This window comes from Cupriavidus sp. 01L43 (assembly GCF_056399925.1).
In genome coordinates this window covers 73,039-85,669 of sequence record NZ_JBFTSH010000008.1, presented here as the reverse complement: position 1 = coordinate 85,669, position 12,631 = coordinate 73,039, and the positions used below count along the sequence as shown (strand labels likewise).

The following is a 12,631-nucleotide window of genomic DNA, read 5'->3' as shown; positions in this document are numbered from 1 at the left end:
CTTGTTGCGGTGCAAATCACCTTGGCACAAATACTGCCTTGTGAATTTTGGATTTGTGAATATAGTATACCGATTGCTGTATCCGCCGCCGTATCGATAAGCCCCCTCAGGCCGCCGCGCCCACGCGCCGGCCCAAGACAACACACGGAGCGCACGTGACCCTGCCTGACCTGCCACCGGCCGACCCTGGCCGGCTGGACGACTGCTTTTTGCCGATCTGGGTGGCTGCCGACCGGCTCGCCCGTGGCGAGACCACCGCGCAGGCGCTGGTCGCGTCCTGCCACGCCGCGTGGGTCGCCCATCATGCGACGATCAACGCCCTTGTCCTGCCAGACTTCGATGCCGCGCACACCGCAGCCCGTGAGAGCGACCGCCGCCGGCAGGCCGGCGCCGCGCTCGGGCCGCTGGACGGCGTGCCGTTCTCGATCAAGGAATCGTTCGACGTGGCCGGCTGGCCCACCACCTGCGGCAGCCCGGCGCGCGCCGATCATCGTGCCGAGCGCGACGCCGTGGTGGTGCAGCGCCTGCGCGCGCAGGGCGCGATCCTGCTCGGCAAGACCAATGTGCCGCTGGGCCTGCGCGACTGGCAGAGCTACAACGCGATCTACGGCACCACGCGCAATCCGCACGATCCGACGCGCACGCCCGGCGGTTCCTCGGGCGGCAGCGCGGCGGCGGTCTGCGCCGGCATGAGCTTTTTCGATGTGGGCTCCGATATCGGCTCGTCGTTGCGCAACCCGGCGCACTACTGCGGCGTGTTCTCGCACAAGAGCAGTCACGGGCTGGTGCCGCTGCGCGGCCACGGCAACGCGCCGGCCGGGTTTGCCGAGCAGGACATCAACGTGGCCGGCCCGGTCGCCCGCAGCGCGCGCGACCTCGAACTGGTGCTGCGCGCCATCGCCGGGCCGGACGTGGACCTCGCACCCGCCTGGCGGCTGGACTTGCCGGCCTGCCCGCACCAGCGTCTGGCCGACTTCCGCGTGGCGGTGCTGCCGACCCATCCGCTGGCCGATGTCGATGCCACCGTCAGCCAGCCCATCGAGGCGCTCGGCCACTGGCTGGCCGGGCAGGGCGCCAGGGTGGACTGGCACGTGCGCCCGGGCTTCGACGCCGCCGCGCTGTGGCGCACCTATGTGCTGCTGCTGCGCGCCACGACCGCCGTCTATATGGATGACGCCGCCTTCGCCGACGCGCTGGCCCGTACCCAACCCGATGCGGGTGACGACTACGCCACGCTGCAGTTCACCGGCGCCACGCTGACCCATCGCGACTGGCTGCGCCTGCAGGCCGCGCGCGACCGTTTTGCCGAAAGCTGGCGCCGCTTCTTCGCCGATTACGACGTGCTGCTGTGCCCGGCCGCCGCCACCACCGCGTTCCCGCTCGACGAGACCGGGGAGCCCTGGCAGCGAACGCTGCCGGTGAACGGCCAGCCGATGCCGCTGACCACGCAACTGTTCTGGGCCGGCCATTCGGGGCTGTGCGGGTTGCCGTCCACGGTGGCGCCGATCGGCCCGGCGCGGGACGGCCTGCCGTGCGGCGTGCAGATCGTGGCGCGGCGCTGGGGCGATCTCACCTCGCTGCGCTTCGCCCAATTGCTGGAGGCCGCCGGCTACGGCTACCAACCGCCGCGCGGGCTGGCACCGGCCGGCATCGATCGATAACAACGGAAGACTGGGAGGAAACCATCATGATGGACTGGTTCAAGGAGCTGTCGCGCGCCGAGCGCAAGGGGTTCTACGGCGCGTTTCTCGGTCATGCGGTCGATGTGTTCGACTTCATGATCTATTCCTTCCTCATCTCCACGCTGCTGGCGCAGTGGGGCATGAGCAAGTCGATGGCGGGCGCCATCGTCACCTGGACGCTGGTCTCGTCGCTGGTTGGCGCGGTGGGCGCCGGGCTGCTGGCTGACCGCTTTGGCCGCGTGCGCGTGCTGCGCTGGACCATCATCGTGTTCGCGGTGTCGTGCTTCCTCTGCGGCATGGCGAATTCGCCCGAGCAGTTGCTGGTGTTCCGCATGCTCCAGGGGCTGGGCTTCGGCGGCGAATCGTCGCTGTGCATGGTGCTGGTGACCGAGCTGATCCGCAATCCGGCCCATCGCGGCAAGTACTCGGGCTTCACCGCCAGCAGCTATTCGTTCGGCTGGGGCGGGGCGGCCATCGCCTACGCCATCACGTTCAACCTGTTCGAGCCGGAAACGGCGTGGCGCGTCTGCTTCTTCCTCGGCATCCTGCCGGCGCTGGTGGTGATCTACCTGCGCCGCAACCTGCAGGAGCCGGAAGTCTTCCTCAAGAGCCGGGCCGCACGCGGCAAGGTCTCGCCGGGGGCGGACCTTGCGCGCGTGTTCCGCGCGCCGCTGCTGCGCAAGACCGTGCTGTGCAGCCTGCTGTCGGGCGGCATGCTGGGCGCCTACTACGCCATCGCCACCTGGCTGCCCACCTTCCTGAAGACCGAGCGGGGGCTGTCCGTGTTCGGCACCAGCTCCTACCTGGCGGTGACCATCCTCGGTTCGCTGGTCGGCTACGTGGCCGGAGCCTACGCCACGGACCGCTGGGGCCGCCGCGTGACCTATATGGCGTTCGCCGCCGGCGCTTTCGTCATGGCGATGATCTATATGGTGATTCCGGTCAGCAATACGTCGATGCTGTTCCTCGGCTTCCCGCTCGGGGTGCTGATGCAGGGCGTGTTCTCGGGGATTGGCGCGACGATCTCGGAGTCGTACCCAAGTGCCGTGCGCGCCACGGGGTATGGCGTGTCGTACAACCTGGGCCGGGTGATCGGCTCGTTCTTCCCGCTCGCGGTGGGCTGGCTCAACAGCGGGCGGACCTCGCTGGCGCTGGCCATCGCCATGGTGGCCGGGGTGGGCTACGCGGTGGTGATGGTCTCGGCGGCGTTGCTGCCGGAGACGTCAGGCATCGATCTGGGACAGGCCGGCGGCGGCGATGACGAGACGGACCCGGCTATGGATCCGACCAATGCGCCTGCCGCCGAAGCCGCGCCGCTGGCGCCCACGAGCCGCCCGGCATAGCGGCTGGGTGAGGAAGGAGGGGCCGCCGGGGCCCCGATTCTCCACGAAACAACACTCGGTGCGTGCACTTTTAAGCCACCGCTTACCTGCGGCGGGCACGCGCCTATAATGTCTGCTTTGCCGCCGGCGCGATGCCGGCGGTGCCCCCGACGGCCCCGCTCCCCGCGCTGGCCGTACCCTTCTCGCCCTCTGCTATGACACCCCGACAGTCGTCCCCGGTGTGGTTGCGCCTCTGGCATCGATTTGCCGAGGTGGAGCGCAACGGTTTTCTCGACGGCGCACGCTATTTCGCGCCTTCCCTGCCCGCGGTGTTCTCGTGGGGGCTGGTCACCGGGGTGGCCATGAGCAAGTCGGCACTGACCGTGCCGGAGGCCATCGGCATGTCGCTGCTGGTCTACGCCGGCTCCGCCCAGTTGGCCGTGCTGCCGCTGTTCGCCGCCGGCCTGCCGATCTGGACCATCTGGCTGACCGCCGCCGTGGTCAACCTGCGCTTCGTCATCTTCAGCGCGGCGCTCCAGCCGCACTTCAGCTACCTCCCGCTGGGCCGGCGCACCGTGCTGGGCTTCTTCAACGGCGACCTCCACTTCGTCTATTTCATGCAGAAATACGTCGAGCCCGGCTACGCGCCGGGCAAGGAGGGCTATTTCTGGGGGATGGCGCTGGTCAACTGCGCCACCTGGCAGGTCTCGTCGCTGCTCGGCATCCTGCTCGCCAGTGTGTTCCCGGACGCCTGGGGCCTCGGGCTGGCCGGCGTGATGGCGCTGATTCCGGTGATGATCGCCACGATCAACTCGCGCTCCACGCTGATGGCGGTGGTGGTGTCCGCCGTGCTGGCGCTGCTGTGCTTCGACCTCCCGTACCGGCTGGCGCTGGTGGTGGCCGTGGTGGGCGCGCTGGCGGCCGGCATGGCCACCGACGAACTGGCCGCGCGCGCCACGTTGCGCGGCATTCGCGCGCGGAAGGACAAGGCCAAGGCCGAGGCCCGCGCGATATCCGAGTCGCAGCCGGAACCCCAGACCGGAGACCGGGCATGAGCCACGTCGAAACCTGGATCGCCATCGTCGGCATGGCCGTGGTGACGGTGCTCACGCGGGCGCTGTTCCTGATGGCCGGCGAGCGCGTGAGCGTGCCGGACCGCCTCCAGCGCGCGCTGCGCTATGCCCCGGCGGCGGCGCTGGCGGCCATCATCGTGCCGGAATTCATGACCTGGCAGGGCCATTTCACGATCTCGCCGATGAACGCCAAGCTGATGGCCGGCATCGCCGCCACGGTGTTCTACCTGTTCACGCGCCGCATGGTCGGGATGATCGTGGTCGGCATGGCGGTGTACACCGCGCTGCGGCTGCTCACCTGAGCCTTCTGATCCCCACTGTTAACTAATAGCGCGATGGCTCGGTCAGCATCGTGCTGAGCCGGGTCAGCAGATGCGCCAGCTGCGCCTGCGTGCTGGTGCGGGTCTTGTTGAAGATCGACTTGACCTGCGTGCGGCTGGTTTCGCGCTTGATGCCGAGCTGCGCGCACGCGTCCGGCAGGCCAACGCCCTGCGTCAGCAGCGCGGCCAGCCGCGTTTCCGCCGGCGTGAGGCCGAAGAGGTCGCGCAGGATGGCCGGCATGGCGCGCGGCGTGCCATAGCGTTCGTGGATGGCGGCCAGCACGGTATGGGTCTCCATGCCCGGCAGGCTCTGCGCCATCGGCGCCAGCGCCAGCGTCACGATCTGCGCGGTGCGGCCATCCGGCCCGGCGGCCTGGATGGCCTGCGCGGCCTGCAGGGTGTCCGGCGCGGCCACGGCGCGGAGCACCTCGGGAAACGGGCGCGAGAACTGCCAGAAGGCGCTGTCCGTCGGCGCGCCGGTGCGCGGCCCGAAGAAGGCGGCCGGCATCAGGCGCCGCACCCACGGCTCGCCGGACTGGTTGGCGAACAGCGGCTTGCCGGCCAGATCGAACACCACCACCCCGAAGGGCAGCCGGTTCAGCATGTCTTCCGACAATCGGCCCCGCGCGACCAGCTCCTGCATGCGCTCGCGCAGGCCGATGGCATCGCGCAGGTGCGGAATCACCCAGTCCAGCGCGAGGGCGTCCGCCTCGGCATAGACATTGGCATCGAGCGGCCGTTGCAGCGACAGGTAAATCTCGTAGGTGGGATGCCGCTCGATCAGGCACGACATGACCGACGCGACATTCAGGCCGCGCAGGAACTCGCCATAGAACGGGCTGGTGCGCATGACCTGCTCGCCTACGTCGCGATGGTCGATATACCAGTCCCCCACGCCCAGGCGCTCGGCGAACGGCCGGCTCGGGTCGAACTGGTAGTAGTGCGAGGTGTTAGGCCTCCATGGCGTCGGGCTTGTAGTCCACCGCGTGAGTGACCACCACGCGGTCCAGCGCCCGGTTGCGCACGACCAGCGACGCCTGCGAACTGCCGCTTGCGTCACACAGGGCGACCAGGCTCCGCTGCCAGGCGCCCGTTTCGAAAACACCTTGGTAGAGACCTCGGATGGTCTCGTGCATTTGTCCGTCGTTCATGCTTGAGTCCGGCGAGGTGCGCGGGGCGTGCGCCCGGTTCCGGTGAGGCGGGCGGCGCGTCAAGACTTCGCGTGCCTGCCACGGGGATCGCGGCAGGGGAAAGGGGCGATGCAGGGTGCTAGCCTCCCTCTAGTGTGGCGGCGAGCCGCGTCAGCATCTGCGTGAGGCGGGCCTGGCTGCCGCAGCCCGTCTTCAGGAAGATGGACTTGAGTTGCGTGCGCGCGGTCTCGTGGCGAATGCGCATCTGTCGGCTCGCCTCGGGCAGTCCTTCGCCGCAAGCCAGCCGCGTGGCCAGCCGGGTTTCGGCCGGCGTGAGCCCGTACAGTTCGCGCAGCACGGTATCGAGCAGCACGGATGGGGCGCCGGCCTCGTGCACCACCACCAGCGCGGCGGGTTGCTGCCAGGAGGCGGCGAGGATGTGGGTGGGCGGCAGGGGCAGGACCAGCACCTCGGCCGTGGCGCCGGTCTTGTCGGTGGCGCGCGCGGCCTGCGCGGCCTGCGGCTGGTTGGGATGGCAGGCGGCCTGGACCATCTCGGCAAAGCCGTGCGAGAGGCGCCAGTCGCCGGTCTTGCCAGTGGGGTCGAGCCGGCGCGCCCAGCGCTCGCCGGCCGTATTGGCCAGCAGTAGGTGGCGCTCGGGTGTGTAGACGGCCACGGCGAAGGCGAGCCGCTCCAGCAGCCGCGCGGAGACAGACGCCAGCGCGGACAGCCCCAGGGTGCGTTCGCGCAGGGCGATGGCGCTGCGCATATGCGGCACCACCCAGTCGAGCGCGCGGGTGTCCTCGCCCGAGAAGGCGTCCTGGCTCAGCGCGCGCTGCATCGAAAAATAGACTTCGTAGTGCGGCTGCCGTTCCACCAGGCAGGCCACGTAGGAGCGCAGGTCGAAGCGGTTGAAGAAGTCGCAGTAGAAGGGGTGGCGCGCCATGCCCTGCGGGCCGAGATCGCGCGCATCGATATACCAGGCGCCGGGCACCAGCCGGGGGGCAAAGATCTTGGCCGGGTCGATGGCCTGGTATTCCTTCTCGTACGCGGTGAACAGCTCCGGCACCGGATTGACGATCTCGTTGACGGTGACCTGGTCGCGCACGGTGTCCCACACCATCATCGAGGCATGTGCGCTACCCGCCATATCGGTCAGGGCGCACAGGCTCTTGTGCCATGCCCCGGGGTCCAGAATGCCTTCGTAAAGCCCACGGATTGCCCCGTGCATGCTTGTTTGGTCCATCGGATTACCCCTGCATTCACGACAATGGACCATCCGGTCGCCGGCGCCTCGAAACGGAGCTGGTCAGGGGGATGGCTTTTTCGTTATTGCCGGTCGTTGCCGGCTCGCTGGCTGCAACTGATGATGCGATGTACCAAATATGCGAGGTTTGCTATGCGTGTCTGGCGGTGCATACGTTTAGTACATTAGGGCGTACATTAACCCAATAGGGGCGACCCGCCAGAGATACCTGTACCCTCCCTTCGAGGGGGTTTGTAGTGAAGTCCGATGCGCTCCTGGCACTTTCGCCCACAGGGTGAGTATTAGTGATTCATGCGTCATTTCGAGGGCCAATCGCATAAAACCGTGACGGCGATCAGGTAAAATGCCGGTTTCCCCGATTTCCAACGCGGCCGCGTGCTGTTGGCGTACCGCCCAGTCCCGTTTCTACTCGCCATGACCTCTGTCCTGCGTCTCACCGATCTCATCTCCCAAGGCAATCTCTCCGGCAAGCGCGTGTTTATCCGCGCCGATCTGAACGTGCCACAGGACGATGCCGGCAAGATCACGGAAGACACCCGCATCCGTGCGTCGGTGCCGGCCATCGAGGCCTGCCTGAAGGCCGGCGCGGCCGTGATGGTGACGTCCCACCTGGGCCGCCCGACCGAGGGTGAATTCAAGCCCGAGGACTCGCTGGCCCCGATCGCCGAACGTCTGTCCGAACTGCTCGGCAAGCCCGTGCGGCTGGTGCAGAACTGGGTCGATGGCGTGGACGTGGCGCCCGGCCAGGTAGTGCTGCTCGAGAACTGCCGCGTCAACAAGGGCGAGAAGAAGAACAGCGATGAACTGGCCCAGAAGATGGCCAAGCTGTGCGATGTCTACGTCAACGACGCCTTCGGCACCGCGCACCGCGCCGAGGCCACCACGCACGGCATCGCCAAGTACGCACCCGTGGCCTGCGCCGGCCCGCTGCTGGCGGCCGAGATCGACGCGCTGGGCCGCGCGCTGGGCCAGCCGGCCCGCCCGCTGGTCGCCATCGTGGCCGGTTCCAAGGTTTCCACCAAGCTGACCATCCTCAAGTCCCTGGCGGACAAGGTGGACCAGCTGATCGTCGGCGGCGGCATCGCCAACACCTTCATGCTGGCCGCCGGCCTGAAGATCGGTAAATCGCTGGCCGAGCATGACCTCGTCGGCGACGCCCAGGCCATCATCGACATCATGGCCCGCCGTGGCGCCTCGGTGCCGATTCCGGTGGACGTGGTCTGCGCCAAGGAATTCAGCGCCACGGCCGCCGCCACGGTCAAGGACGTCAAGGACGTGACCGACGACGACATGATCCTCGACATCGGCCCCAAGACCGCCGCCCAGCTGGCGGACCAGCTCCAGGCCGCCGGCACCATCGTCTGGAACGGCCCGGTGGGCGTGTTCGAGTTCGACCAGTTCGGCAACGGCACCAAGGTGCTGGCCGAGGCCATCGCCAATTCCAAGGGTTTCTCGATTGCGGGTGGCGGTGACACGCTGGCCGCCATCGCTAAGTACCACATCGCCGACCGCGTGGGCTATATCTCCACCGGCGGCGGCGCCTTCCTGGAGTTCCTGGAAGGCAAGACGCTGCCCGCGCTGGAAGTGCTCCAGCAGCGCGCTGCGGCCTGATTTACCTGTCACCTGTTTTTGCCCGATCGTTCCCGAGCCGCCCCTGTCCGTACCAGTAGCCTTTGAGGAAACCGCCCGCATGACTCGTTCCACCAAGATCGTTGCCACCATCGGCCCGGCGTCCAGCACACTGGACATGCTGACCCGCATGATTGCCGCCGGTGTCGACGTGGTGCGCCTGAACTTCTCCCACGGCACCGCGCAGGACCATATCGACCGCGCCGCGCTGGTGCGCGAGGCGGCTGCGGCCTGCCACCGCGAGGTGGCCATCATGGCCGACCTGCAGGGCCCCAAGATCCGCGTGGGCAAGTTCGAGAACGGCAAGGTCACGCTGAAGCCGGGCGATCCGTTCGTGCTGGACGCCACCTGCCCGCTGGGCAACCAGGAGCGCGTGGGACTGGACTACCAGGACCTGCCGCGCGACGTGGGCCCCGGCGACGTGCTGCTGCTCAACGACGGCCTGATCGTGCTGGTGGTGGACCGCGTCATCGGCAGCGAGATCTTCACCACGGTGCGCGTGGGCGGCGATCTCTCGAACAACAAGGGCATCAACCGCCAGGGCGGCGGGCTCTCGGCGCCGGCGCTGACCGCCAAGGACATGGAGGACATCAAGACCGCCATGGCCCTCGGCGCGGACTACGTGGCCGTGAGCTTCCCCAAGAACGCCACCGACATGGAAATGGCGCGCCAGCTGGCCGCCGTGGCCGGCCAGCCGCATGGCCACAAGGCGCGCATGATCGCCAAGATCGAGCGGGCCGAGGCCATCCGCCCGGGCGTGCTGGAGGAAATCCTCCAGGCGTCCGACGGCATCATGGTGGCCCGTGGCGACCTGGCCGTGGAAGTGGGCAACGCGGCGGTGCCGGCGCTGCAGAAGCGCATGATCCGCCTCGCGCGGGAGGCCAACAAGCTGACCATCACCGCCACGCAGATGATGGAAAGCATGATCGTGAACCCGGTGCCGACCCGCGCCGAGGTGTCCGACGTGGCCAACGCGGTGCTGGACGGCACCGACGCGGTGATGACGTCGGCCGAAACCGCCGCCGGGCGCTTCCCGGTGGAGACCGTCGAGGCCATGGCCGCCATCTGCCTGGAGGCCGAGAAGTCCGAAGTGGTGCAGCTCGATACCGACTTCCTGAACCAGACCTTCTCGCGCATCGACCAGTCGATTGCCATGGGTGCGCTGTTCACCGCCTATCATTTGGGAGTGAAGGCCATCGCGGCGCTGACCGATTCCGGCGCCACCGCGCTGTGGATGAGCCGCCACCGGATTCACGTGCCGATCTACGCCATGACGCCGAACCTGGCCTCCCAGCGCAAGATGCAGCTCTACCGCAACGTGGTGCCGCTGCCGCTCCAGTCGAGCACGGACCGCGACGAGGCGCTGGAGCAGGCCGAGGAGCTGCTGCTGGCCCAGGGCGTGGTGCAGCGGGGCGATTTCATCGTGCTGACCATCGGCGAGCCCATGGGGCAGCCGGGCGGCACGAATACCCTCAAGATCGTGAGGGTGGGCAGTTAAGGTTTAGGAACAAGCGCGCGCGATGTGGCGCGCCGGACAGACGCGGCACCCTGGCGGTGCGAACCTGCCGGCCCGGACATCCCCGATAAGAACCCCCCAAAATTTTTCATTCAGGAGTTAGACATGCCACTCGTTTCCATGCGCCAGCTGCTGGACCACGCCGCCGAGAACAGCTACGGCCTGCCGGCCTTCAACGTGAACAACCTCGAACAGGTGCAGGCCATCATGCAGGCCGCCGACGAGGTCAACGCCCCGGTGATCATGCAGGCATCGGCCGGCGCGCGTAAATACGCCGGCGAGCACTTCCTGCGCCACCTGATCGAAGCGGCCGTGGAAGCCTACCCGCACATCCCCGTGGTGATGCACCAGGATCACGGCCAGTCGCCGGCGATCTGCCAGGGCGCCATCGACCTCGGGTTCTCGTCGGTGATGATGGACGGCTCGCTGCGTGAAGACGGCAAGACCCCCGCCGAGTACGAGTACAACGTCGACGTGACCCGCAAGGTGGTGGCGCTGGCCCACGCCGTGGGCGTGACCGTGGAAGGCGAACTGGGCTGCCTGGGCTCGCTGGAAACCGGCGAAGCGGGCGAGGAAGACGGCATCGGCGCCGAAGGCGTGCTCGACCACTCGATGCTGCTGACGGACCCCGAGCAGGCTGCCGACTTCGTCAAGGCGACCCAGCTCGACGCGCTGGCCATCGCCATCGGCACCTCGCACGGCGCCTACAAGTTCACGCGCAAGCCCACGGGCGACATCCTGGCGATCAGCCGCATCAAGGAAATCCACGCGCGCATCCCCAACACCCACCTGGTGATGCACGGTTCGTCGTCGGTACCCCAGGAACTGCTGGAAGAGATCCGCAAGTTCGGCGGCGACATGAAGGAAACCTACGGCGTGCCCGTCGAGGAAATCCAGGAAGCGATCAAGTTCGGCGTGCGCAAGATCAACATCGACACCGACATCCGCCTGGCCATGACCGGCGCAATCCGTCGCTTCTTTGCCGAGAACCCGACCAAGTTCGACCCGCGCGAGTACCTGAAGCCGGCCCGCGAAGCCGCCAAGCTGGTCTGCAAGGACCGCTACGTGGCGTTCGGCTGCGAAGGCCAGGCCAGCAAGATCAAGCCGGTCGGCCTGATCGACATCGCCTCGGCGTACAAGACGGGCAAGCTCGCCCAGGTTGTGCAGTAATCCTGTCGTAACGGCGTCGTCCCCCGCAAACGGGGGCGACGCTTTTTTTGTTTGGCTCTCCCGCCGGCCCAGACCCACCATGTCCCAAGCTCTCTATCAGTCCTCCATCCAGTCCCTGCCGCTGCTCGGCCATGGCAAGGTCCGTGACAACTACGCCGTTGGCGACGACAAGCTGCTGATCGTCACGACCGACCGCCTCTCGGCGTTCGACGTCATCCTGGGCGAGCCGATTCCCGCCAAGGGCCGCGTGCTGAACCAGATGGCCAATTTCTGGTTCCGCAAGCTGGCGCACATCGTGCCGAACCACGAGACCGGCATCAGCGCCGAGAGCGTGGTGGCGCCCGATGAAGTGGCGCAGGTGCAGGGCCGGGCCGTGGTGGTCAAGCGGCTGAAACCGATCCTGGTGGAAGCCGTGGTGCGCGGCTACCTGGCCGGCAGCGGCTGGAAGGACTACCAGGCGACGGGCAAGGTGTGCGGCATCGAGCTGCCGGCCGGCCTGCAGAACGCGCAGAAGCTGCCCGAGCCGATCTTCACGCCGGCCGCCAAGGCCGAGATGGGCGAGCACGACGAGAACATCTCGTTCGCCGAGGTCGAGGAGCGGATCGGACGCGATCTGGCCGCGCAGATGCGCGATATCTCGATCCGCCTGTACAAGGAAGCGGCCGACTTCGCCGCCACGCGCGGCATCATCATCGCCGATACCAAGTTCGAGTTCGGCCTGGACGACAACGGCACGCTGACCCTGATGGACGAGGTGCTGACCGCCGATTCGTCGCGCTTCTGGCCGGCCGATTCGTACCAGGTGGGCACCAACCCGCCGTCGTTCGACAAGCAGTTCGTGCGCGACTGGCTCGAGGCCGTGCGCATCGACGGCAAGCCGTGGCCCAAGACCGCCCCGGCACCGAAGCTGCCCGAGGACGTGGTGCAGAAGACCGCCGACAAGTACCGTGAGGCGCTGACCCGCCTGACCGGCGAAGAACTCGCCTAACCGCATTAGGAAGGACAGATCGTGAGCAACGCAGCAAAGCCGGTGGTCGGCGTGGTGATGGGCAGCAGTTCCGACTGGGACGTGATGCAGCACGCGGTGGCCATGCTCAAGGATTTCGGTGTGGCGTTCGAGGCACAAGTGGTCTCCGCCCACCGCATGGCGGACGACATGTTCCGTTACGCCGAGTCGGCGCGCGGCCGGGGCATCCGGGCGATCATCGCCGGCGCCGGCGGTGCCGCCCACCTGCCGGGCATGATCGCCGCCAAGACCATCGTGCCGGTGTTCGGCGTGCCTGTGCCGTCGAAGTACCTGCGCGGCGAGGACTCGCTGCTCTCCATCGTGCAGATGCCCAAGGGCGTGCCGGTGGCCACCTTCGCCATTGGCGAAGCCGGCGCGGCCAACGCGGCGCTGCACGCCATCGCCACGCTGGCCACCACCGACGACGCGCTGGCCAGCGCGCTCGAGGCGTTCCGCGCGAAGCAGACCGAGGCCGCGCGCGCCATGACGCTGCCGGCCTGAGCCCCAGTCCCTCTC

General features: G+C 67.8%; 12 protein-coding genes. 9 read left to right on the top strand and 3 right to left on the bottom strand.

What is annotated here, in order from left to right:
* Nucleotides 1-155: 155 nt before the first annotated feature.
* From AC1DP9_RS15320 to AC1DP9_RS15305, 4 genes are all read left to right on the top strand, one after another.
* Nucleotides 156-1,661: an amidase gene (locus AC1DP9_RS15320; RefSeq protein ID WP_477107821.1), complete on the top strand. Its 1,506-nt coding sequence runs from the start codon at nt 156-158 to the stop codon at nt 1,659-1,661.
* Nucleotides 1,662-1,687: 26 nt separating this feature from the next.
* Nucleotides 1,688-3,025, top strand: coding sequence for an MFS transporter (locus tag AC1DP9_RS15315; RefSeq protein ID WP_092292035.1), 1,338 nt, complete (start codon nt 1,688-1,690; stop codon nt 3,023-3,025).
* A gap of 194 nt (nt 3,026-3,219) precedes the next feature.
* Nucleotides 3,220-4,059, top strand: a complete 840-nt coding sequence (locus AC1DP9_RS15310) for an AzlC family ABC transporter permease (RefSeq protein ID WP_477107820.1) — start codon at nt 3,220-3,222, stop codon at nt 4,057-4,059.
* A complete protein-coding gene (locus tag AC1DP9_RS15305) occupies nt 4,056-4,379 on the top strand; it encodes an AzlD domain-containing protein (RefSeq protein ID WP_092292039.1) in 324 nt (107 codons plus the stop codon). The genes AC1DP9_RS15310 and AC1DP9_RS15305 overlap by 4 nt, the downstream gene beginning before the upstream one ends.
* 22 nt (nt 4,380-4,401) lie before the next feature.
* Here the strand turns inward: AC1DP9_RS15305 and AC1DP9_RS15300 are convergent, their stop codons facing one another.
* The 3 genes from AC1DP9_RS15300 to AC1DP9_RS15290 form a co-directional block, all read right to left on the bottom strand.
* Nucleotides 4,402-5,292: a helix-turn-helix transcriptional regulator gene (locus AC1DP9_RS15300; protein WP_477107819.1), complete on the bottom strand. Its 891-nt coding sequence runs from the start codon at nt 5,290-5,292 to the stop codon at nt 4,402-4,404.
* A gap of 55 nt (nt 5,293-5,347) precedes the next feature.
* Nucleotides 5,348-5,548, bottom strand: a complete 201-nt coding sequence (locus AC1DP9_RS15295; RefSeq protein ID WP_477107818.1) for a hypothetical protein — start codon at nt 5,546-5,548, stop codon at nt 5,348-5,350.
* 118 nt (nt 5,549-5,666) lie between these two features.
* Nucleotides 5,667-6,773: a helix-turn-helix transcriptional regulator gene (locus AC1DP9_RS15290; RefSeq protein ID WP_477107817.1), complete on the bottom strand. Its 1,107-nt coding sequence runs from the start codon at nt 6,771-6,773 to the stop codon at nt 5,667-5,669.
* A gap of 435 nt (nt 6,774-7,208) precedes the next feature.
* On the opposite strand from AC1DP9_RS15290, the gene AC1DP9_RS15285 reads away from it, so the two are divergent.
* The 5 genes from AC1DP9_RS15285 (at nt 7,209) to purE (ending at nt 12,616) form a co-directional block, all read left to right on the top strand.
* On the top strand, nt 7,209-8,405 hold the full coding sequence (locus tag AC1DP9_RS15285) for a phosphoglycerate kinase (RefSeq protein ID WP_454756830.1): 1,197 nt from the start codon (nt 7,209-7,211) through the stop codon (nt 8,403-8,405).
* Nucleotides 8,406-8,484: 79 nt separating this feature from the next.
* On the top strand, nt 8,485-9,921 hold the full coding sequence (gene pyk / locus AC1DP9_RS15280) for a pyruvate kinase (protein ID WP_092292047.1): 1,437 nt from the start codon (nt 8,485-8,487) through the stop codon (nt 9,919-9,921).
* A 123-nt stretch (nt 9,922-10,044) separates the two neighbouring features.
* On the top strand, nt 10,045-11,109 hold the full coding sequence (gene fba, locus AC1DP9_RS15275) for a class II fructose-bisphosphate aldolase (protein ID WP_092292049.1): 1,065 nt from the start codon (nt 10,045-10,047) through the stop codon (nt 11,107-11,109).
* Nucleotides 11,110-11,188: 79 nt separating this feature from the next.
* On the top strand, nt 11,189-12,097 hold the full coding sequence (locus AC1DP9_RS15270) for a phosphoribosylaminoimidazolesuccinocarboxamide synthase (protein ID WP_477107816.1): 909 nt from the start codon (nt 11,189-11,191) through the stop codon (nt 12,095-12,097).
* 21 nt (nt 12,098-12,118) lie between these two features.
* Nucleotides 12,119-12,616, top strand: coding sequence for a 5-(carboxyamino)imidazole ribonucleotide mutase (gene purE, locus AC1DP9_RS15265; protein WP_092292053.1), 498 nt, complete (start codon nt 12,119-12,121; stop codon nt 12,614-12,616).
* Nucleotides 12,617-12,631: the final 15 nt, after the last annotated feature.